The 19,850-nt window shown below is 71.2% G+C and carries 22 protein-coding genes; 11 read left to right on the top strand and 11 right to left on the bottom strand.

Annotation, left to right across the window (positions count from 1 at the left end):
• Positions 1-69: 69 nt before the first annotated feature.
• Complete coding sequence (locus IQ210_RS28445) at positions 70-927, bottom strand: ABC transporter permease (RefSeq protein WP_322656893.1); 858 nt, start codon at positions 925-927, stop codon at positions 70-72.
• A gap of 342 nt (positions 928-1,269) precedes the next feature.
• On the opposite strand from IQ210_RS28445, the gene IQ210_RS28440 reads away from it, so the two are divergent.
• Positions 1,270-2,007, top strand: a complete 738-nt coding sequence (locus tag IQ210_RS28440; RefSeq protein WP_194082007.1) for a VOC family protein — start codon at positions 1,270-1,272, stop codon at positions 2,005-2,007.
• Positions 2,008-2,022: 15 nt separating this feature from the next.
• Here IQ210_RS28440 and IQ210_RS28435 read toward each other — a convergent pair whose 3' ends face one another.
• Complete coding sequence (locus tag IQ210_RS28435; RefSeq protein WP_322656892.1) at positions 2,023-2,217, bottom strand: antibiotic biosynthesis monooxygenase family protein; 195 nt, start codon at positions 2,215-2,217, stop codon at positions 2,023-2,025.
• Positions 2,218-2,401: 184 nt separating this feature from the next.
• Between IQ210_RS28435 and IQ210_RS28430 the strand changes: the two genes are divergently transcribed.
• Positions 2,402-4,135, top strand: a complete 1,734-nt coding sequence (locus IQ210_RS28430) for an SMP-30/gluconolactonase/LRE family protein (protein WP_194082006.1) — start codon at positions 2,402-2,404, stop codon at positions 4,133-4,135.
• 9 nt (positions 4,136-4,144) lie between these two features.
• Here IQ210_RS28430 and IQ210_RS28425 read toward each other — a convergent pair whose 3' ends face one another.
• Entirely contained in the window at positions 4,145-4,819 is a 675-nt protein-coding gene (locus tag IQ210_RS28425; RefSeq protein ID WP_194082005.1) for a hypothetical protein, read from the bottom strand.
• A gap of 352 nt (positions 4,820-5,171) precedes the next feature.
• Between IQ210_RS28425 and IQ210_RS28420 the strand changes: the two genes are divergently transcribed.
• The gene (locus IQ210_RS28420; RefSeq protein WP_194082004.1) at positions 5,172-6,383 is read left to right on the top strand and encodes an MFS transporter; all 1,212 of its coding nucleotides are present in this window, start codon (positions 5,172-5,174) and stop codon (positions 6,381-6,383) included.
• Here IQ210_RS28420 and IQ210_RS28415 read toward each other — a convergent pair.
• Both IQ210_RS28415 and IQ210_RS28410 read right to left on the bottom strand, forming a co-directional pair.
• The gene (locus tag IQ210_RS28415) at positions 6,365-6,832 is read right to left on the bottom strand and encodes a hypothetical protein (protein ID WP_194082003.1); all 468 of its coding nucleotides are present in this window, start codon (positions 6,830-6,832) and stop codon (positions 6,365-6,367) included. The two genes, IQ210_RS28420 and IQ210_RS28415, sit on opposite strands and share 19 nt — an antisense overlap.
• 98 nt (positions 6,833-6,930) lie before the next feature.
• Positions 6,931-7,434 (bottom strand): PaaI family thioesterase, encoded by a 504-nt coding sequence (locus IQ210_RS28410; protein ID WP_194082002.1) that lies wholly within the window; start codon positions 7,432-7,434, stop codon positions 6,931-6,933.
• Between the two features lie 93 nt (positions 7,435-7,527).
• On the opposite strand from IQ210_RS28410, the gene IQ210_RS28405 reads away from it, so the two are divergent.
• The gene (locus IQ210_RS28405; RefSeq protein WP_194082001.1) at positions 7,528-7,995 is read left to right on the top strand and encodes a winged helix-turn-helix transcriptional regulator; all 468 of its coding nucleotides are present in this window, start codon (positions 7,528-7,530) and stop codon (positions 7,993-7,995) included.
• Positions 7,996-8,005: 10 nt separating this feature from the next.
• On the opposite strand, the gene IQ210_RS28400 is transcribed toward IQ210_RS28405, so the two are convergent.
• On the bottom strand, positions 8,006-8,761 hold the full coding sequence (locus tag IQ210_RS28400; RefSeq protein ID WP_194082000.1) for a hypothetical protein: 756 nt from the start codon (positions 8,759-8,761) through the stop codon (positions 8,006-8,008).
• 381 nt (positions 8,762-9,142) lie between these two features.
• Here IQ210_RS28400 and IQ210_RS48280 point away from each other — a divergent pair, with 381 nt between their 5' ends.
• Both IQ210_RS48280 and IQ210_RS28390 read left to right on the top strand, forming a co-directional pair.
• Positions 9,143-9,382 carry a hypothetical protein gene (locus IQ210_RS48280; protein ID WP_194081999.1) on the top strand — a complete coding sequence of 80 codons (240 nt, stop codon included), beginning with the start codon at positions 9,143-9,145 and terminating at the stop codon, positions 9,380-9,382.
• Between the two features lie 135 nt (positions 9,383-9,517).
• The gene (locus IQ210_RS28390; protein WP_194081998.1) at positions 9,518-9,787 is read left to right on the top strand and encodes a hypothetical protein; all 270 of its coding nucleotides are present in this window, start codon (positions 9,518-9,520) and stop codon (positions 9,785-9,787) included.
• Positions 9,788-9,830: 43 nt separating this feature from the next.
• Here the strand turns inward: IQ210_RS28390 and IQ210_RS28385 are convergent, their stop codons facing one another.
• Complete coding sequence (locus tag IQ210_RS28385; protein ID WP_194081997.1) at positions 9,831-10,475, bottom strand: hypothetical protein; 645 nt, start codon at positions 10,473-10,475, stop codon at positions 9,831-9,833.
• A gap of 326 nt (positions 10,476-10,801) precedes the next feature.
• Between IQ210_RS28385 and IQ210_RS28380 the strand changes: the two genes are divergently transcribed.
• Genes IQ210_RS28380 through IQ210_RS28370 form a run of 3 tightly spaced genes read left to right on the top strand, consistent with a single transcriptional unit; the run spans position 10,802 to position 13,671 of the window.
• Positions 10,802-11,941 carry a sensor histidine kinase gene (locus tag IQ210_RS28380; RefSeq protein WP_194081996.1) on the top strand — a complete coding sequence of 380 codons (1,140 nt, stop codon included), beginning with the start codon at positions 10,802-10,804 and terminating at the stop codon, positions 11,939-11,941.
• On the top strand, positions 11,938-12,597 hold the full coding sequence (locus IQ210_RS28375) for a response regulator (RefSeq protein ID WP_194081995.1): 660 nt from the start codon (positions 11,938-11,940) through the stop codon (positions 12,595-12,597). Before IQ210_RS28380 ends, IQ210_RS28375 begins: the two co-directional genes overlap by 4 nt.
• Before the next feature lie 48 nt (positions 12,598-12,645).
• A complete protein-coding gene (locus tag IQ210_RS28370; RefSeq protein ID WP_194081994.1) occupies positions 12,646-13,671 on the top strand; it encodes a YihY/virulence factor BrkB family protein in 1,026 nt (341 codons plus the stop codon).
• A gap of 37 nt (positions 13,672-13,708) precedes the next feature.
• Here IQ210_RS28370 and IQ210_RS28365 read toward each other — a convergent pair whose 3' ends face one another.
• The gene (locus tag IQ210_RS28365; RefSeq protein WP_322656890.1) at positions 13,709-14,977 is read right to left on the bottom strand and encodes a cytochrome P450; all 1,269 of its coding nucleotides are present in this window, start codon (positions 14,975-14,977) and stop codon (positions 13,709-13,711) included.
• Positions 14,978-15,135: 158 nt separating this feature from the next.
• Between IQ210_RS28365 and IQ210_RS28360 the strand changes: the two genes are divergently transcribed.
• A complete protein-coding gene (locus tag IQ210_RS28360; protein ID WP_194081993.1) occupies positions 15,136-15,603 on the top strand; it encodes a MarR family winged helix-turn-helix transcriptional regulator in 468 nt (155 codons plus the stop codon).
• Positions 15,604-15,709: 106 nt separating this feature from the next.
• On the opposite strand, the gene fahA is transcribed toward IQ210_RS28360, so the two are convergent.
• Genes fahA through IQ210_RS28345 form a run of 3 tightly spaced genes read right to left on the bottom strand, consistent with a single transcriptional unit; the run spans position 15,710 to position 18,944 of the window.
• Positions 15,710-16,909 (bottom strand): fumarylacetoacetase, encoded by a 1,200-nt coding sequence (gene fahA, locus IQ210_RS28355; protein WP_194081992.1) that lies wholly within the window; start codon positions 16,907-16,909, stop codon positions 15,710-15,712.
• The gene (locus tag IQ210_RS28350; protein WP_194081991.1) at positions 16,906-17,766 is read right to left on the bottom strand and encodes a hypothetical protein; all 861 of its coding nucleotides are present in this window, start codon (positions 17,764-17,766) and stop codon (positions 16,906-16,908) included. Before IQ210_RS28350 ends, fahA begins: the two co-directional genes overlap by 4 nt.
• On the bottom strand, positions 17,763-18,944 hold the full coding sequence (locus IQ210_RS28345) for a homogentisate 1,2-dioxygenase (protein ID WP_194081990.1): 1,182 nt from the start codon (positions 18,942-18,944) through the stop codon (positions 17,763-17,765). Before IQ210_RS28345 ends, IQ210_RS28350 begins: the two co-directional genes overlap by 4 nt.
• Positions 18,945-19,021: 77 nt before the next feature.
• On the opposite strand from IQ210_RS28345, the gene IQ210_RS28340 reads away from it, so the two are divergent.
• Positions 19,022-19,693, top strand: a complete 672-nt coding sequence (locus IQ210_RS28340; RefSeq protein WP_194081989.1) for an IclR family transcriptional regulator — start codon at positions 19,022-19,024, stop codon at positions 19,691-19,693.
• The last annotated feature ends 157 nt before the right edge of the window (positions 19,694-19,850 follow it).

Raw genomic sequence — 19,850 nt, 5'->3', positions numbered from 1 at the left:
TGGTGCCGTTTCTGTGCGAGGGGTGACAGCGGGGACTGTGCGGCTTGGGGCGGGTGGCCGGGGGGGGGCTTACGTGCGTCCGCGCCAGGGCACGACCGTGCGCTCCAGCCGCAGCAGCAGGCCGTCGATGATCAGGCCGGAGACGCCGATGGCGATGATGCCGACGAGCACGACGGGGGTGTTGTTGTAGTTGGCGGCGTCCTTGACCATGCCTCCGATGCCGGGCAGCCCGTTGACCAACTCGGCGGCGACCAGGGACGAGTAGGCCACGCCTACGGCGAGCCGGACGCCGGTGAGGGTCTCCGGCAGCGCGGAGGGCACGACGACGTCCCGGACCACGTCCCACCGTGATCCGCCGAGCGCCCGGGCGGCTTCGATCAGCTGCTTCGGTACGGCCGCCACGGCCGCGGTGGTGGACACCGCCACCGGCGGGAACGCGGCCACGGCCAGCAGCGTGACCTTCGGCTCCTCGTCGATGCCCAGCCAGATGATGAGCAGCGAGAAGTACGCGAGCGGCGGCAGCGTCCGCAGGAAGGTGATCCACGGTTCGAACAGCGAGCGCAGCCAGCCGACGGTGCCCATGAGCAGTCCGAGGACCACGCCGGCGACGATGCCGATCCCGGCGCCGAGTGCGATGCGGCGCAGGCTGATGCCGAGGTGCTCGACGAGTGTGGTGCCGTTGTAGCCCCGTACGCCGTCGTGGGTGGTGGAGACGTCGACGAACGCGTCCCACACCTTCGCCGGCGGCGGCACCAGGGTCTCGCTCCAAGTCCCGCTCGCCGCCAGCAGTTGCCACAGGCCGAGGAAGACGAGAAGGGAGGCGAACGGCAAAGCGACCGGCCGCACCCGCGCCCATGCACGCCGTTGGCGACGGGGTGAGGGTGATGGAGGGTCAGAAACCTTTCTCTGAACCGACGTTGTGGACACAGGCGTCCTCCAGGGGCGCGCCCGGGTACGGCACGTAGCCGTCGACCGACACGGACGGTCGGCGCCGAGCGGGAATGTGGGCGAGGAAAAGGGAGCGCACCTGCACAAAGGGCGCAACAACCGCGCTCACACCGGGTGGTTCACCGCGGGGGAGGGCGCGTCAGGGGTTCGGATCAAAGAAAAGGTGTCAGAGACAACAGGAGCCCGCGCGGAGGCACAGGTCGATGACCAGGCGTCGCACCAAGAGCTCGGAGATCATGGAGACAGTTCTACCGCAGCCGTGGCCCGGCTCCAACAGCGTCCCACTCTCTGGAACGGACGGTCCCGCATAGGATCGCCGGCATGGCGCTGCGACCGGTGATGGTGAACGTGAAGGCCCTCGACGCCGCGGCGGTCGGCCGGTTCTGGGCGGAGGCGCTCGGCTGGACCGCGTACAGCGCCGGCGTGACCACCTACGTCGGACCGCCCGGCGGCCTCGTCTGGCCGGACCCGGTCGTCCTCGGTATCGACGTCGTGCCCGTACCGGAGCCCAAGACGGCGGTGAAGAACCGCGTGCACCTCGACCTCGCCACCACCTCCGCCGCCCATCAGACCGAGTTGGTCGCACGCCTGAAGTCGCTCGGTGCGACGCCCGCCGACGTGGGTCAGGGCGACGTGCCGTGGACGGTGCTCGCCGATCCCGAGGGCAACGAGTTCTGTGTGCTGGAGCCGCGCGAGATCTACCGGGACACCGGGCCGGTCGCCGCGGTGGTCGTCGACTGCACGGACCCGCGGGCCATGGCCCGGTTCTGGGGCGAGGCGACGGACTGGACCGTGCACGAGGTGGCCGACGACCACGCGTCACTGCGGTCCGCCAAGGGTGGCGGTCCGTACCTCGAGTTCCTCCGCACACCCGACACCAAGACCGTGCCGGACCGCCTCCACCTCGACCTGCTGCCATACCCCGATGACGACAAGGCGGCAGAGGTGAACCGACTGCGGACCCTGGGCGCATCCGACCTCGACATCGGCCAGGGCGACGTCGCGTGGACCTGCCTGACCGACCCGGAGAACCACGAGTTCTGCGTCCTCGCCCCGTGAACGGCAGGGCTCGGCTCACTCCTCGCGCACGAAACCGTGGCTCCGCTCCACCTTCGCCACATGCAGCTTGTAGCGCTCGTACCACTGGGCCCGCCCGCGTTTCTGTGCCGCGCGGTGCTCGGGGTGGGCCTGCCACTGCCGGAGGCCGTCGGCGTCGCGGAAGTACGCGACGGTGATGCTCAGCCCGCCCCGATCCTGCGCGTGCGCCATGCCCGAAGGGCGGCGCGAGGGCCGCCCCCGGATCACCCATCAGCTGCCCCATCCCCGCACCGCCCACTCACCACGAGCCGTTCCCCGCGCCCCCTTGATCACAGGATCTTCACCCCTGTTACATGGGGGACACACGGGTCTCGCCGTTCCTGGTGGGGTCCAACGAAGCCTGTGGGGGGCACAGTTGGACAGCGCTTACCGTCGTAGACGCCTCGCGGCCACGGCTCTCGCCGCCACTCTCGCCGGGACCGGCCTGACCGTCGCCGCCGCGCCCGCGGCCCACGCCGCCGCCTCCGAAGCGGTGGCCAAGCTGCCGATCACCTCGTACTCGGCGCTGGCCGTGGACTCCGCACACCAGCGGGTCTACGTCGCCGACAGCAATCTCGGCAGCTACGACTACCCCGGCCTCATCGCCGTCTACGACTTCCAGGGCGAGCGGATCACCACGATCAGCACCCAGCAGCACATCTCGGGGCTGGCCCTGAGTGACGACGGCTCCACGCTCTACGTCGGCGGCCGCCAGGTGATCTGGCGTTACGACACCAGCACCTACCAGTCCAACGGCCTGTACGTCTCCACCGACACCTGCGGCCGCAGCCTCGCCTTCTCCGGCGGCACGGTGTACTTCACGACGCCGTACTCGTACTACACCGCGGAGTGCGACACGGCGCTGACGTACCTGGACTCCTACGTCCCCGCCACCAACACCGCACCGCGCACCAACTGGCAGGACTACGGCAAGCTCCAGCTCGAAGCGGGCCCGGGCGACCGCATGTTGATGGGGCAGCCACTCAACTCCCAAGCGCCCAACCCGTTCCTGACGGTGTACGACACGAGCGGCGGCACCCTCGTCCGCAACGCGGCCCGGCGTTTCGCCGACGCCGACGGTCAAGGCGCCCTGGATCTCAAGGACATGGCGTTCTCCGCGGACGGCAGCAAGGTCGCCGTCGCCGACGCGGCCGCCGGTACGCGGCTGCTGAACACCAGCGACCTGTCCGACGCCGGCATCGGATACGCCACCCTGCCCGCCGGTGCCACCGCGAGCGCGGTCGCCTTCAGCGGCGACGGCAAGTACATCGCGCGCGGCGCCTCGGCCGGCGGCGCAACCCCGGACCTGCTGGTGCAGCCCGCCGACCCGGCTGACTCCACCGCCCCGCTGGAGTTCGCCTTCGAGGGCAGCCTCGACGGCGACCGGGTGGCGCCGCGCGGCATGGAGTGGTCCGCCGACGGCTCCCGCCTGTTCGCGGTCACCACGAACGCGGCCGGCAACCAGTTCTGGCTGCACGTCATCCAGCCCCCGGCGGTCCAGTACGACGTACGCCTGAACGCCACCCTGAGCCACAGCCCCGCCCAGGCGGTCGCGGGCGAACCGCTGTCGGTGCGCGGCCGGCTGGAGTACGACGGCCCGGCACCGGCCGAGCCGCTGAAGGTGAAGGCGACCCGCACAGACGCCACCGGCGTCCACGACCTCGGCACCTTCACCGTCAAGGACGACGGCTCCTACACCGTCCTCGACGAGCCCGACCTGGTGGGCGACGCCACCTACACCGTCTCCTACCTCGGCGACCTCACCCACCGCCCGGCGACCGACGTGACCCACACGGTGAGCGTCGGCAAGGCACCCACCTCGATCGCGCTCACCGCCCCGGCCGAGGCGTCGATCAGCACGGGCCTGGAGATCACCGGCACCTTCACCGCCCAGGGCAAGGCGCTGCCGGACCGTGCGGTGCTGAAGGTCGAGCGCACCGACCGGCTCGGCACCGGCACACTGTCGTCGGTGACGGTCGCCGCGGACGGCACGTTCACCATCAACGACATCCCGCGCACCCGCCGGGAGACGACGTACAAGGTGAGCTGGCCGGGCGACGACCTGCACGCGGCGTCGACGGCGTCGGCGACGGTGTACGTCACCCGCTGACCTTCCCGGTCAGGGTTCCCCGGCGAGCAGTTTGTCGAGGGAGGCTCCGTCCGCCCAGCGTGCCAGGGCCGGGCCGTCCAGCAGGACGGTCCGGCCCTCGCGCCGGGCCCACCGCACGTCACGGGCCCGGAACGTGCCCCGGTGCACCACGACATGGATGAACGAGTCCGGGTCCTCCCCGTGCGCCCGGGGGTGCGGCACGGCCTCGTCCGGCAACGGCTCCGCCACCGGCCGGAAGGCCACGTCGAGCCGCCGCCCGTCCTGATGCCGGGCGCACAGCCGCGGCCGGTCGGGCGCGGGTAACAGGCGCACCTTCCACTGGTCCCGGCGCAGCATCCGCGCCACGGCCAGGGCCAGCCCCTGGATGTCGAGTTCGAGGAGTTCCTGCGGGGTGTAGTGGCCGCGCCGACGTCGAGCACCGGGGCGGCGGCGCCTGACCGCGACCGTGAGGAGGACCGCCGACAGCAGCACGCCGACGACCGGGACGACGACGCCGATGGCCCGGAAACCGGCGACGAGTCCGGCCACGGCCGCGCACACCAGGACCGCGAGCACGGTGAACGACGGCAGGACATCGCGGAACCGGGGCCCGTAACGGCCCTGGGCGCGCAGCCGGCGCACCACATCCCGCTTTCGACGACGCTGTTCCTCGACCGGATCGGACGTCCATGACGGGCGTGCCACAGTCTCAGCCCCCTGCGCCTGCCTCCCGCACCTGCTTGCGCCGACGCGGGACAACTACCCAGCGCGCCGAACGGATGCTCGATCGGCGGTCGAAAACCGGCCGAGCGCGCGGGCGCACGGAGGCACGGGAGGGCGCGTGAGCGGAGCAGTGCCGACACGGGTGTGACATGAGTCATGGAAAGCGGGCCGGGATCTTGGAATGCCCTGCTCCGCCGCGCTGCTGCACTCGTTATGGGCTCACCATGCCCTGGGGGGCGCCGGGCGACGATGCCGGGTGAGGGAAGCCGCTGCGATGCGGCCCAGGCCCGCCCCCTCGTACTTCTGCACCACCTTCGAAAGGTTCTCCTGCGCCATGCCACTGGCTCTCCTGGCCCTGGCTGTTGTCGCTTTCGGCATCGGTACGACGGAATTCGCCACGATGGGGCTGCTGCCCCAGATCGCTGACGGAATCGGCGTGTCCGTGCCGCAGGCGGGCAACATCGTCTCCGCCTACGCGCTGGGTGTCGTCGTCGGTGCCCCCGTGCTGACGGGCATCGGCGCACGCATCCCGCACAAGAAGCTGCTGCTGCTCCTGTCCGGGCTGTTCGTCGTCGGCAACGTCGCGTCCGCGCTCGCCCCCGGCTTCGGCCTGCTCTTCGCCGCGCGTTTCCTGGCCGGCCTGCCCCACGGGGCGCTGTTCGGCGTCGGCGCGGTCGTCGCCTCCCGGCTGGTCGCTCCCGACCGGGCCGCACGCGCGGTCTCCAAGATGTTCCTCGGACTGACCATCGCCAACATCGTGGGCGTCCCGGCCGGTACGGCGCTCGGGCAGCAGCTGGGCTGGCGGGCCGCCTACGTCGCGGTGGCCGTCATCGGCCTCGTCGCCCTGGTGGCGTTGTCCCTCTTCGTCCCCCACCAGCCGCGCGGCCCGCAGACCGGCGTCCGTCACGAACTGCGGGCCATGGGCAACAAGCAGGTCGCCATCGGCCTGGCCACGGCCGTCGTGGGATTCGGCGGATTCTTCGCCGTCTACAGCTACCTCGTGCCCATGCTCACCCACCTGACGGGCCTGTCCGACTCCTCGACCACGCTGGTCCTCGCGCTCTACGGCGTCGGCATGACCCTCGGCACGCTCGTCGCGGGCCCCCTCACCGACCGCGCCCTGCGCCCGACCCTGTACGCGGGACTCGCGCTGCTGTCCTCGGCGCTGGTGGCGTTCTACTTCACCGTCCACAGCACGGTGCCCGCCCTGGTGACGATCACGTTCATCGGCGCGATGGGCGCCCTCATCACCACGCCGGTCCAGATGCTGCTGATGGCCAAGGCCAAGGACGCCCCGACCATGGCGGCGGCCTCCAACCACTCCGCCTTCAACCTCGCCAACGCGGGCGGCGCCTGGCTCGGCGGCCTCGCGATCTCGGCGGGCTGGGGATGGGCGTCGCCGTCGCTGGTCGGCGCGGCGCTGGGCGTCGCCGGGCTGGGCCTGGCGTTCATGGGCGGCTTCATGGACCGCGGCGGCAGCCGCTCCGAGGTGATCACGGGCGCCCAGCCCGAGCAGGTTGCCGCCGCTCAGTCCCAGAGGGGGTAGGACACGGTCGGGCCGAACTGCTCCGGGCGGGCGGCCGGGTACGTCAGCGTGATCCGGGAGTAGTGCGACACCTGGGGCTGCTTCTTCCAGGGGCGCGCACGGTCCAGTCGTACGGTCACCGGGTAGGCGTGGAAGTGCCCGGCCGCGCAGTACGGCTTGCAGTCGTTGACCCAGTTCACGCCCTCGGCCCGCGCCGAACCCGCGTCCCATCGGATCCAGTGCAGGGAGGCCAGGCGGCTGTTGCCGTCCCCGCAGGCGAGCATGAAGTCGGCCGGACGCACGTGCGGATGCCACAGGCAGTCGACGAGGACCGGAAGGTCGGTGCGTTGCTCGACGGTCTGCGTCGCGGCTGCCGGTGCGGGCCGGGCCGCGGGCGAGGTGCCCGCGGCGGTGGCGAGGGTGGCCACCGCGAAGAGCGCGACCGTCGTGGTGAGTGCGCGTAGCTGCATGGCCGATCCCCGCTGCCGCTGGCCGACGGATGTCCCGCCTTCGACGCTACGACCGTGGGCCCGTACGCACCACTCGAACAGAGCAGTGCGCGGTCGGCTCAGGCGGCTGCCGTCGGCGGCAGCGGGAAGAGCATGCAGGAGCTGGTCGCGTGCGCCAGCACCCGGTCCTCGGTGTCGACCAGTGTGGCCTCGGCGAGAGCGGTCTGCCGGCCGCGGTGGACGATCGTGCCGATGGCCCGCACCGGGCCGGTGTCCACCGACACCCGCTTGAGGAACTTCACGCTCAGGTCGAGCGAGGTGTAGCCCATGCCCGCGGGCAGCGTGGACTGCACGGCGCAGCCCAGCGCCGAGTCGAGAAGGGTGGCGTAGACGCCGCCGTGCACGCTGCCGATCGGGTTGTAGTGCTCCTCGCCCGGGGTGAGCGAGACGACCGCGCGGCCCTCGGACACCTCGTCGAGCGTGAAGTCGAGGGTGGCCGAGATCGGTGGCGCCGGAAGCCGGGCGTCCAGTACGTCACGCAGGAAGTCCAGTCCGGACGAGCGGCCCACGGCACCGGCCGTGACCATGGGGTCGTCCCATGTGTATGTACGTGTGCGTCCCATGCGCCTGTGCCCTCCCGGCTGACTTTGTACGGCGAAGCTAGCCCTGCCTGCACCTGACTGTCAATGACGAAGCCAGCTGGCTATCATGGCCCGGTGGACTGGCTCGCATTCAGCACCGAGAACTGTTCCGTGCAGCGCACCCTCGACGTGGTGGGGGAGAAGTGGACGCTGCTGATCGTGCGGGACGCGGCCAACGGCGTGCGCCGCTTCGACGACTTCCGCAGACACATCGGCCTGTCGGAGGCGGTCCTCAGCGACCGGCTCCGCAAGCTGACCGAGGCCGGCATCCTCACGACCGTCCCCTACCGCGAACCCGGCAGCCGCTCCCGCAACGAGTACCGGCTGACCCGCAAGGGCTGGGACCTGTGGCCGGTGCTCGTCGCCCTGCGCCAGTGGGGCGAGACCCACACCCCGGACCCCGCCGGACCGATCCTCGACATGCGGCACAGCGCCTGCGGCTGCCCGGTCCGCGCGGTCGTCGAATGCACCGGGGAGCACGGCGCGCTGACCCCCAGGGACGTGACGGTCGAGCCGGGGCCGGGAGCGCGGCCCCTGACCTGATACGGCGCAGCTACTCGGACGGCGACGAGTCCCCGCCGCGCATCAGCTCAAGGTCCGCACCCCAGTCGTCCAGCACCTCGCCGTGCCCGGCCGCCCGCGCGGCCACCTCGACGAGCGCGAACAGCTGTCGTTGCAGCGCGATGTCACCGGTCGCCGAGACGCGGTCCGCGGCACGGAGCAGGGCATCGGTGTCCCACCCCGGCAGCGGATGCCGGGCGAGCTCCCATTCCAGGTACTTGTTGTAGGGGCGGGGCCGGCGGTCGAGCGCGAAGAGCAGTTCCAGCAGGAACCGGATGCTGTCAGCGGCGTCGAGGCGAGCGGCGAGTGCCTGGCCGTCCCGGTGGTTCTTGAGGGAGCGGTAGAGGGAGTTGGCGTAGGCGTCGAGCCAGCCGCCCGCCTCCTGGAACGCCTCCTCCGCACTCAACTGACCCTTTTCGGCGATGAGTTGAGCGATGCCTCCGTCGAGCCGGTCGAGCACGACCTGGGCGCGCGCGAGAGCGTAGCGCTCGAAGCCGGGCATCCCGGCCGCGCGGAACTCGGCGAGGGTGACGACGACGAGGTCGAGTTCGGGGGTGCGGTGGCCCGAGAGCCGGGTGAGGTCGGTCGTGGCGTCGTCGGCGACAACCACGTAGAGGTCGTGGTCGGAGTGCCGGGTGACCATGCCGTCATGGGCTCGGGAGCCCTTGAGGACGAGGCCGACGACGGCCGGGTCGGCGGTGGCTCGCTCGACGAACCCGTCGTAGGTGATGGGCTGTTGAGGATTCATGTGCTCAAGTGATCATCTGCGGCTGCGATTTGGCAATGCACTAACTGCATCGAGGGGCAGTGAACGCGGCTGCCACTGTTCGGCATCACTCACGCGCTTCCCGCGCAGGCTGCCGACGACCGATCCGTCTCCTACGACTTCGAAGACCCGGCGCCGACGGCCACACCGGCAACCACTACAGCGACCAGGACACGGCCAACTTCCTAGCCTGGCTCGCCGAGTTCCGCGCCCAGCTCGGCTGCGACAAGCTGCTCACCGCCGCGCTGCCGGCCAGCCCGAAGAAGATGAGCAAGATCGAGATCGGGAAGACCGGCATGACTGCGGACGACGCGGTCACGACGTACCTCGGCAAGGGCTTCCCGGCCGGCAAGATCACCCTCGGTGTGCCGTTCTACGCCCGCGGGTGGAGCGGGGTGGCAGGCGGCGGCACGAACGGCCTCTACCAGCTCACCGGCCGCGTACCCCTACTCGCAGGCACCGGGCGTCGCCTTCTACAAGGAACTCAAGACGGCGAAGCGTCAGTACATCAAGAACAAGGGCCTGGCCGGCGTGATGATCGACTCCCTGGAAGGAGCCGACGCCCAGGCCATCCTGCTCAAGGCCTCGACCGGCCTGAACTGAGCCGGTGACCCCGAGCGCCGGAACCGGGCCGGCGGTTCCGGCGCTTCGGCCTTGGACCAGAATGATCCCGTGCTCCCTCCTCGACTGCATTGGTGCGACCCACGCCCCATCCCTCCGTACAACCGGCAGGAACCGGTGACGCTGATCGTCCGCGACCCTGGCTTCCACGAGCCGAGCGATGACGACGACTGCACGAGGTTCTGGTACTTCTGCCAGGCACACGACCGCGTGTACCGCCACGAGGCCTGCGGAGCGGGGCCGCATCTCGTGGCCCTGCACTGCGAGGAGCACGGGCCCGAGAGCATGTGGCCCCAGCCGCTCATGCTGATGTTCCCGGACGGGTTCGACCCTCTGCTGAGCGAGGGCCAACTGGACTGGGTGCGCGCGGAGGGCGACGCCGACTGAGGACGATCCGTACGACGCGCCACCGTTGCCCGTGCGCATGCACCTATCGGGTCGCCCGCTGATCCGTCCCGTGGCCACCGAACCCCGCCTCGGCCGGCGGGGCGGTCGGGGCGGGCTGCCACAAGGCCGCCGACAGCCACACCAGGACCGTGCCGACGGCGATGTGCAAGGCGCTGGTGAGGAGGGAATCGGGCAGTGCGGTCACGAAGGCGAACAACGGCAGCACGACGGCGTACCCCCAGGCCGGGACCCTCGGGAGGGTGCGGGCTCGGATCGTCGCCGCTCCGAACAGCGCGCAGCCGATCGCGAAGACGACCGCGCAGCCCGCGAGCGCCGGAAGGGTGGGGCCCGTCAGTTCCGTGTCGATGGTGTCGTCGTCGAGATGGAACAGGACGACGTTCGCGGCGAACGCCGCCCCGCCGAAGAGGCCGAGGCCGATGAGGTTCACGACGTAGGCGGTCTCCCCGAAGCGGCCGGAGGCGGTGCGCTGCCGCTCGTGGAGCGCGCTGAGGAAGGGCAGGGCGAAGGCGGGGGCGAGCGCGAGGAGGAGGCTGGTGGCGGTGGTTTCGCCGGTGAACGCCTCGACCAGCGCGGGCAGGGCGATGAGCAGGCCGGCGAGCGCCCCGCACAGGGCGCCGGGACGGATGGGCCGGGCGGGGGCGGGCGTGGGGCTGGACGGTGAGGACATGGGGGCCGACTCCGGTTCGTCTGGGTCGAATTGATGGTGGGTCAGGGCGAAACCGTAGGAAGCGGGGAGCGGTTCGGGGCAGGTGCCGGGCGGCGAGGCCCGGCGCCGACGGTCACCGCTGACCGGGCGGGCATGGTGCCGTTCGGCGCCGTCCGGTCGGCCGGGGTGGTGCCGTTCGGCGGTGTCCGGTCGGCCGGGGTGGTGCCGTTCGGCATGTGCCGTTCGGCCCCGTCCGGTCCGCCGCGGCGGACGGTTCCGCCGGGGCGGTCGCCGTGCGCGCGTGTCCGGCCTAGCCTGGGCGGTGGTGTCGGGGGTAGGGGGTGTGCATGGCGGCGTATGTGCCGGTGCCGTGGGTGTCGCCGCTGCTGTACGGCGCGGTCCTCCTCGGCGGTCTCTACTACTTGGCGGCGGATCTGGGCGACGGCCCGGTCCTGCTGTCCTGGCGCACGGCCGGCTTCGTCGCCGCGCTCGCGGCCTTGGCCGCCGTGGAGGCCGCCGGACGCCGCAGGAGCCTGCCACCGTTGCCGCTGCTGCTCGCACAGTGCGTGCTGACGGGCGCGGTGGTGGTCCTGGACGCCTCGGGGCTGTCCCGGGTGCTGTTCGTGCTCCTGCCGTTCACCGCCTACTTCGCGCTCGGCCGCACGGCGGCGCTGGTGCTCGGCGCGCTGTGTCTGGCCGGACCGCTCACCGGCCGCCTCCTGACGACCCGTGACTGGTACCGCGACACGGAGTACGTGTCCGACCTGCTGATGCTCGCCGTCGGCCTGGTGCTGGCGATCTCGATGGCCGCCGTCGCCGTCGGCGAACAACGGGCCCGGCGAGAGGTGCAGGAGTACGCGGCACGCGTCGCGGAACTGTCCGCCGCGACCGAACGCAACCGGCTGGCCCGCGACATCCACGACAGTCTCGGCCACCATCTCACGGCGATCTCCGTGCAGTTGGAGATCGCCTCGGAGTTCGCCGCGCTGGACCCGCACGCGGCCGGGCGGGCCATGACCGAGGCCCGGCAGTCGGTGAAGCTGGCGCTGGGCGACGTACGGCAGTCGGTGCGCGCGCTGCGCGAGGAGGCGGCCCGCCCGGCGCTGGCGGCCGCACTCGCGGGATGGGCGCGGGAGGGCGGCGCGGGGCCGCGCGTCGACGTGGCGGTGACGGGCGAGGAGGACGGCTACGGCACGGCCGCGCTCACCGCGCTGCACCGGGCCGCGCAGGAGGGGCTGACCAACGCGCTGCGCCACGCGCGCGCCTCACAGGTGTCGGTGGACCTGCGGCTCGCCGAGGACGGGGCCCGGCTGACGGTGGCCGACGACGGCCGCGGTTTCACGCCGGCCGAGACCACGACCGGCTTCGGCCTGACCGGCATGCGGGAACGGGTGCACCTGGTGGCGGGCAGCGTGGACATCGACAGCGCGCCCGGCCGGGGCACACGGCTCACGGTGCTCGTGCCGCGGGGAGGGGACGAGCGGTGAGCCAGGAGCCGGCGACGGTCCGCGTGCTGGTGGTGGACGATCAGCAGCTGATCCGGGACGGCATCGCGGCACTGCTCTCGATCCGGCCGGGCATCACGGTCGTGGGTACGGCGGTGAACGGGCGGGAGGCCGTGGCGAAGGCGGTCGAGCTGCGGCCCGACGTCGTGCTGATGGACGTACGGATGCCCGAGCTCGACGGCGTGGAGGCCGTCGCCGTGCTGCGCGACCGGGCACCGAAGTGCCGGGTCGTGATGCTGACGACGTTCGACGACGAGGAGTACGTCGTCCGGGCCCTGCGGGCCGGCGCCGGCGGCTATCTGCTCAAGGATCTGCCGGCCGAGGAACTCGCGCACGCGATCCGCCTCGCGCACGCGGGAGTCACCCAGCTCGACGCCTCGGTGGCCGGTCGGCTCGCCGCGGCCCTGCCCGCACCCGCGCCCGCGGCCGGTCCGGCCGCCGTCGCCGCCGGTCTCAGCCCACGGGAGATCGACATCCTGCGGCTCGTGGCGCGCGGCCGGACCAACCGGGAGATCGCCGCCCAGCTGTATCTCAGCGAGGGCACCGTCAAGAACCACATCTCCCGCATCCTCACCCGCCTCGCCCTGCGCGACCGCACCCAGGCCGCACTGCACGCCCGTGACCTGGGCCTGCTGTGAACCCGGCCGGTGCGGTGTGGTGCCGGGCGTCGTGGTTACCCGGGGGCCATGAGCGGACGGCGGAAGAGCGGGCGCGAGGACGAGGAGCGGTTCGGGCCGCCCCCGGAGGTGGAGGAACGGGCCCCGGACACACCGGCGAAGCTGCCCGCCAGGGCGTGGGGCGCGGCGCTGAAGGGCAGCCTGCGCGAGTTCCGCGACGATGAACTCGCCGATCGCGCGGCGGCCTTGACGTACTACGGAGTGCTGTCGCTGTTCCCGGCGCTGCTGGTGCTCGTCTCCCTGCTGGGCGTGGCGGGCAAGTCGGCCACCGACAGCGTGCTGGACAACCTCAGGCAGCTCACCCCGGGTTCGGCCCGCGACATCATCACCCAGGCCGTCCAGCAGTTGCAGGACCGGGCCGGTACCGGCTCCGTCATGGCGATCATCGGCCTCGTGCTGGCGGTGTGGTCGGCGTCCGGCTATGTGGCCGCCTTCATCCGTGCCGCCAACGCCGTCTACGACATGCCGGAGGGGCGCCCGGTGTGGAAGGTCCTGCCGCTGCGGATCGGGGTGACCGTCGTCCTGATGGTGCTGGCGGTGGCCAGCGCGCTGATGGTGGTCTTCACCGGCGGCCTGGCCCGCCAGGCCGGGACCGCACTGGGCCTGGGGGACACGGCACTGACGGTGTGGGCGATCGCCAAGTGGCCCGTTCTCGTCCTCCTGGTCACGATCATGATCGCGATCCTGTACTGGGCGACGCCCAATGCCCGGGTGAAGGGGTTCCGCTGGATCACGCCGGGCAGCATCCTGGCCCTGCTGATCTGGCTGGCGGCGTCCGCCGGCTTCGCGCTGTACGTCGCCGGCTTCGCCTCGTACAACAAGACGTACGGCACCATGGCGGGCGTCATCGTCTTCCTGATCTGGCTGTGGATCAGCAACCTGGCCGTCCTGCTGGGCCTGGAGTTCGACGCGGAGACGGCACGGCAACGGGCCGTCGCGGGCGGGCTCCCACCGGACGCGGAGCCGTACACCGAGCCGCGCGACACCAGGACGTGGGACGAAGAGGACCGGCGTCGGCTCTCGGACGGGCTGTGAATCACCCTCGCCGCACGGAGCAGGGGCCGGCGCCTGGCTAGCGCTGCTCCACGGCGACCCGCATCGGGGCGCGGAAGGACAGCAGGCCTAGTACGGGGGCGTCCGCTGATCCTGCCGCCGGCTGTATGCGCGGCAGGTGGCGGGCCGCCGCACGCAGGGCCACGGCGGCCTCCGTGCGCGCCAGGGACGCCCCCGGGCACCGATGGCGTCCGACGCCGAAGGCCAGATGGTGGCGGATGTTCTCCCGGTGCGGGCACATCTGTTCCGGGGCCGGGAAGACCTCCGGGTCGGATCCGCTGCCCATCAGCATCAGCAGCAGTTGGGCGCCCGCCGGCAGACGTACCCCGGCGAGTTCCGTCGCCTGCGCGGTGATCCTGCGCCAGGTGGTCACCGGCGGCTCACGCCTGAGGACCTCTTCCACCCAGCCCTCGGCCAGGCCCGCCTCCCCGGCCGCGCGTGGCCAGATGCCGGGCTCGGCCAGCGCCCGCTGCAACACGGTGGCGATGAGTTGCCCGGTGGTGGACTGACCGGCGATGAAGACGAAGAAGCACATGCCGACCGCGGTCTCGACGTCCAGCACCTTGCCGTCGGGCAGCCGATGGCGGGCCAGTGCGCCGATGAACGAGTCGTCCGGCGCCGAACCGCTGCGCACGGTCTCGGTGAGCCACTGATGGAAGGCCGCGACGAGCCCGGCCAGCTCCAGTTGGCGTTCTGGCGTGGGCCTGCCCCAGAACAGCTCCAGCGAGGCGTCGCTCCAGCGGATGAGCGTGGCCGGGTCGATGCCGCGGACGCCGAGGAGTTCCATCAGCACGCGGCAGGGGAGGGTCTGGGCGAACGCGGGGAACAGGTCGCAGTCGCCGGTCGAGTCGAGCGTGGAGCGCACCGGCTGGAGCAGTTCGTCGGCGATGCGCTCGATCACCGGTACGGCGGCCGCGACGCGCTGGGCGTTGAAGAACCGGGTGACCAGCCGGCGCAGTCCGGGATGGCTCGGGGCACCGTTGTTGGCGAGCGCCGGGGGAAGCGTGAAGCCGGCCCGGACGAGAATCCGCAGCACGGGGACGGGCAGAGGGGTGACGGCGTTCTGCGCGTTGTCCGGCAGGAAGACGTCCGGATGCATCAACACATGGCGCACGTCCGCGTATCGGCTGACCAGCCACAACCCGGTCCCGGGGTCGTGGTGCACGGGAGACTCGGACCGCAGGAGGTCCAGCCAGGGGTACGGGTCATGGACGAACGGGGCGCCGAACAGGTCGAGCAGACCGAGGGGATCACGTGTGTCGGTTACATCCAGTGCCGGAGGGATCACGGCCGGACGCTAACACGGCAGCGGTGCAGCTCAGACGGTGTGTGCGCGGCATCACTAGGTGACTGGTGGAGGCTTCGAGGAAGAGTGCTGGACTGCGCCGGTTGGCGGGCCGCCTTCGGGACGTTTGGTGAACTGTCAACTACGCCTACACTCCTCGCATGGAGGAGAGCGTGCGTCCGTTGGCGGCGGAGGAGCAGCGCGTCTGGCGTGACTTCGTCCGGCTGCACGAGAAGCTCAGCGGTCGGCTGTCACGCACGTTGCAGGCGGAGTCGAGCCTGTCCGCCGCCGACTTCGCGGTACTGGCCGATCTGGCGGACGTGCCGGAAGGGCGGCGGCGCTATCAGGAGCTGGCTCTGGCTCTGGAGTGGGAGAAGAGCCGGATGTCCCACCACATCGCGCGGATGGCCGGGCGGGGGCTGGTGGTTCGCGAGGAGTGCCTGGAGGACGCACGCGGTGCGTTCGTGGTGATCACCGAGCAGGGGCGCGCGGCGATCGAGGCGGCTGCCCCGCTCCATGTGGAGGCCGTGCGGGCACTGTTCCTCGACCATGTCACGCCGTCAGAACTGCGCACCCTGGGCGAGATTTCCGCACGGGTGATCGCGAAAATGGACGAGGACAGGCCCTGATCCGACGACCGGGCCGGGGTGCGCCTGTCCCGCTGCCTAACGGCGTTGTTGATGCATCAACAATGCCAGGGGCTGGTGTCAGCGGCCGAAACCCCTGTCCTGCTCGTCACGCCTCCCGCCGCTTGCCGCTGACGATCCGGCCGCGGGCCTCGCCGAAGCCGATCCGGGTCCCGTCGGCGCCCGGCGCCGTGGCGGTGAGGGCGATCTCGTCCCCGTCCTCCAGGAACGTGCGCTCCTGGCCGTTGACCGTGATCGGCTCCTTGCCGCCCCAGGTCAGCTCGATGAAGGCGCCGCGCTGCTCCTTCTCCGGGCCGGAGATCGTGCCGGACGCGAACAGGTCACCGGTGCGCGAGGGGGCGCCGTTGACGGTCTGGTGGGCCAGCATCTGGGCGGGGGACCAGTACATGGCGGCGTACGGCGGCCGCGAGACGACCTGGCCGTTCCACTCCACGGCGAGGTCGACGTCGAGGCCCCACGGCTGTTCCATGCGCAGATACGGCAGTACGGCGGGTTCCTGGACCGGAGTCGGGACCCGCGCCGCGTCCAGGGCGAGCAGCGGCACCACCCACGGGGAGATGGTCGACGCGAACGACTTGCCCAGGTTGGGGCCGAGCGGGACGTACTCCCAGGCCTGGATGTCGCGCGCGGACCAGTCGTTGAAGAGCACCACCCCGAAGATGTGCCGCTCAGCCTCCTCGGCGCCGATCGACTCGCCCATGGCGTTGCCCGTTCCGAGGACGAAACCGAGCTCGGCCTCGATGTCGAGGCGGGTCGAGGGACCGAAGAACGGGGCCGGGTCCTGGGGGCCCTTGCGCTGCCCGGAAGGCCGGATGACGTCCGTGCCCGAGACGACGACGGAGGCGGCACGGCCGTGGTAACCCACCGGCAGATGCTTCCAGTTCGGCATCAGCGGGTCCGGGTTGTCGGGCCGGAACAGCCTGCCCAGGTTCGAGGCGTGGTGCTCGGAGGCGTAGAAGTCGACGTAGTCGGCGACCTCGAAGGGCAGGTGCAGGGTCACCGCGCCCAGATCGTGGACGGCCTCGGTGGGGATCTCGCCCTGGAGACGCTCGGTGATCGCCGCCCGGACCTCGACCCAGCGGGCGTGGCCCTGCGCCATGAAGGCGTTCAGGTTCGGCCGGGCGAAGACGTCGTCGTCCAACAGCAGGGCCAGGTCGATGACATGGTCGCCGTAGCGGGTCGCCACGCGCGGCTCCTGTCCGGGCGTCGTCGAGTAGACGCCGTAGGGCAGGTTGGTCAGGCCGAAGAGGGAGTCGGCCGGGACGGTCAGCTGGGTGGTGCGGGTCATGCGGACACCTCGGTCAGGTCGGCGACGGTCGCGGCGGGGAGGAGGCCGAGACCGGCCGATTCGGTGGCGGGTTCGGCGATGGAGCAGGTGCCGAACGAGCGGAAAACATCACGGACTTGGGGCGACAGGGCGTGCACCTGCTCGGCCACCCGATCGCCGTCGCGGTCGGCCAGCAGCTCCACCAGCTCCGTCTCCTCGGCACCCTTCAGGGCCGCGTCGGTGGCCACGAGCAGGTTGAGGAAGCCGTGCTGCTCGAAGCCGGTCTCCGGATCGGTGTTGCGCAGTGCGTGGTGCAGCCCGGCGGTCGCCTTGAACGCCACCCCGGCCCGCGTCGCGGCCAGGACGGCCGCCGCGAGTTCGTGCTCGTCGGGGTAGAGGTCGGCGCGCATGCCTCCGGTGCGGAACTTGGCCAGATACGGCGTCCCGGCAAGCCCGGCGAGCAGCGCCTCGCGCCGGTTGTCGCGCGGTACCTCGACGTACACGGTGAGGTCGTCGCCGATCGCCGCGGCCAGGGTGGGTACGACTGTGTCGGCGGCGACCCCGTCCGGTACGGCAACCTCCAGACCGACCAGCCGCACGGCCGGAATCCGGCGGGCGGCGGCGAGAGCGGCCGAGACATCCGGGAGCGCGACCGTCACGGAGAGGTCGAAGGAGCCCTTTGGCAGGTCCGCGGTCAGCTCGCCGAGCCGGTCGATGTCCTTGGCAGCGAGCACGAACGGGCCGACCAACTCCGCGTGGGCGCCTCGGCTGTGTGCCACATGCGCCGGCACGGCTTCCTCGATGGGCAGGCTGCCCGGCGGAAAGACCGCAGCGTCGTCGAACAGGCCGACGAGCACCGGCGGGATCTGCGATGTCATCGGTTCTGCTCCCAGGAGTAGGCGTACGTTCCGTCGTCGGTCGCGCGCGCGGCCTCACCGAGGTGCAGGGGACGGAAGGTGTCGACCATGACCGCGAGCTCGTCGAAGAAATCCGCCCCGATCGAGCGCTCCATCGCGCCGGGTTGGGGGCCGTGCGGATGGCCGCCCGGGTGCAGGGAGATCGAGCTCTGTCCGATCCCGGACCCCTTGCGCGCCTCGTAGTCGCCGCCGCAGTAGAACATGACCTCGTCGGAGTCGACGTTGGAGTGGTAGTACGGCACCGGCACGGCCAGCGGGTGGTAGTCCACCTTGCGGGGCACGAAGTTGCAGATGACGAAGTTGTGGCCCTCGAAGACCTGGTGGGCCGGCGGCGGTTGGTGGACCCGGCCCGTGATCGGCTCGAAGTCACGGATGTTGAACACGTACGGGTAGAGGCAGCCGTCCCAGCCGACGACGTCGAAGGGGTGGTGCGGCAGCGTGTGGACGGTGCCCACGACACCGCCCGCACCACGGTGCTTGATGTACACCTCGACGTTCTCGCCCTCGGCGAGCTTCGGCCCGACCGGGAGGCGGAAGTCCCGCTCGCAGTACGGCGCGTGCTCCAGGAGCTGGCCGTGCTGGGAGAGGAAGCGCCGCGGGGGGCCGATGTGCGAGTTGGCCTCGATCGCATAGATCCGTACGACGCCGTCCGGGACGATCCGGTACGTGGTCGCCCGCGGGACGATCACATAGTCGCCGTCGCCGACCTCCAGGTCACCGAAGACCGTCTCCACGCGCGCGTGGCCGTCCTCGACGTAGAGACACTCGTCGCCGATCGCGTTGCGGTAGTACGGGCTGACCGAGTCGGCCACGACGTACGCCAGCCGTACGTCGTCGTTGCCCAGCAGCAGCCTGCGGCCGGTCACCGCGTCGACGCCGGACCCGCCGTCCGTGAAGAGCTTGTGCGTCGAGAGATGGCGGGGGACGAGGGGATGGTTGGGGACCAAGGACTGGTCGCCGAGCTCCCACACCCGGTACTCCCGCACCGCCGACGGAATGTGCCGGTGGTAGAGCAGTGAGGAGTCCGAGGAGAAGCCCTCCTCGCCCATCAGCTCCTCGTAGTAGAGGTTTCCGTCCGGGTCCCGGTGCTGGGTGTGGCGTTTCGGCGGGACCGCCCCCGCCTGGTGGTAGTACGGCACGAGTCTCCTCTGTGCGCTCAGCGCACATTTTTGTGCGATGGTAGCGACACGTCGACGTTAGTCTCTCGGAGGTGTTGATGGCCACCCTGCAAGGTCTGGACCGTGGGCTTCGGGCGCTGGACCTGATCTCTTTGACGGCCGACGGCCTGACCGTGGCGGACCTGGCGGCGCAGCTGGAGATCGACCGCGCCGTCGCGTACCGGATCGTGCAGACGCTGGAGGAGCACATGCTGGTCTCCCGGCAGGGCAAGCGGGTGCGGCTCGGGGCCGGCGCCGCCATGCTGGCGGGACGGTTCCAGCACCAGCTCGTGCTGGTGGCCCAACCGGTGTTGCAGGAACTCGCCGACGCCACCGGAGCCTCCGCCTTCCTGACGCTGGCGCACGGCGCGCGCGAGTGCGTCCCGGTGGCGGGTGCGCAGCCGACGGTTCAGCACGGCCCGGTCCAGGTGGGCTACCGCATCGGAGTCCGGCATCCGCTGGAGCGCGGGGCGAACGGCGTCGCGATCCTCGCGTCGCAGCCGCCGCTGCCGGACGAGCCGGAGGACATCGTGCGGGCCCGGGAACTGGGCTACAGCGTCACCTCGGGGCAGCTTCAGCAGGGTGCCACCGGGATCGCCGCGGGCTTCGCGGTGCCGGGCGCGGTGGGCGCCTCGGTGGGGGTGGTGGCCATGCACGAGTTCGACGTCGAGTCGGTCGCCGGTGAGGTGAAGGCCGCGGCCGCGCGGCTGTCGTCGCTCGGCACGGCCTGACGGCTGCCGGCCACTCCCGACTGGGCATATTGCACATGAGAAGCCGTGCTGAACGAGACAAACTGAGCAGCTTGAACAGTCTGAGAGGCGACTCTTGTGCAGGCGAGGGGTCCCGGTGTGTTCTACCGCCACGCGTTGGTGACACGCACACCGAAAG

It is taken from the genome of Streptomyces justiciae, assembly GCF_015163075.1.
Classification (GTDB): Bacteria; Actinomycetota; Actinomycetes; order Streptomycetales; family Streptomycetaceae; genus Streptomyces; species Streptomyces justiciae.
This window is presented reverse-complemented; position numbering and strand designations above follow the sequence as displayed.

Excerpts from the sequence above, each read along its gene's own strand:
- IQ210_RS28370 (WP_194081994.1), top strand. The coding sequence starts at position 12,646 with ATGAGCGGACGGCGGAAGAGCGGGCGCGAGGACGAGGAGCGGTTCGGG.
- IQ210_RS28385 (WP_194081997.1), bottom strand. The coding sequence starts at position 10,475 with ATGTCCTCACCGTCCAGCCCCACGCCCGCCCCCGCCCGGCCCATCCGT.
- IQ210_RS28420 (WP_194082004.1), top strand. The coding sequence starts at position 5,172 with ATGCCACTGGCTCTCCTGGCCCTGGCTGTTGTCGCTTTCGGCATCGGT.
- IQ210_RS28400 (WP_194082000.1), bottom strand. The coding sequence starts at position 8,761 with ATGAATCCTCAACAGCCCATCACCTACGACGGGTTCGTCGAGCGAGCC.
- IQ210_RS28360 (WP_194081993.1), top strand. The coding sequence starts at position 15,136 with ATGGAGGAGAGCGTGCGTCCGTTGGCGGCGGAGGAGCAGCGCGTCTGG.
- IQ210_RS28410 (WP_194082002.1), bottom strand. The coding sequence starts at position 7,434 with ATGGGACGCACACGTACATACACATGGGACGACCCCATGGTCACGGCC.
- IQ210_RS28415 (WP_194082003.1), bottom strand. The coding sequence starts at position 6,832 with ATGCAGCTACGCGCACTCACCACGACGGTCGCGCTCTTCGCGGTGGCC.
- IQ210_RS28350 (WP_194081991.1), bottom strand. The coding sequence starts at position 17,766 with ATGACATCGCAGATCCCGCCGGTGCTCGTCGGCCTGTTCGACGACGCT.
- IQ210_RS28340 (WP_194081989.1), top strand. The coding sequence starts at position 19,022 with ATGGCCACCCTGCAAGGTCTGGACCGTGGGCTTCGGGCGCTGGACCTG.
- IQ210_RS28380 (WP_194081996.1), top strand. The coding sequence starts at position 10,802 with ATGGCGGCGTATGTGCCGGTGCCGTGGGTGTCGCCGCTGCTGTACGGC.
- IQ210_RS28440 (WP_194082007.1), top strand. The coding sequence starts at position 1,270 with ATGGCGCTGCGACCGGTGATGGTGAACGTGAAGGCCCTCGACGCCGCG.
- fahA (WP_194081992.1), bottom strand. The coding sequence starts at position 16,909 with ATGACCCGCACCACCCAGCTGACCGTCCCGGCCGACTCCCTCTTCGGC.
- IQ210_RS28435 (WP_322656892.1), bottom strand. The coding sequence starts at position 2,217 with ATGGCGCACGCGCAGGATCGGGGCGGGCTGAGCATCACCGTCGCGTAC.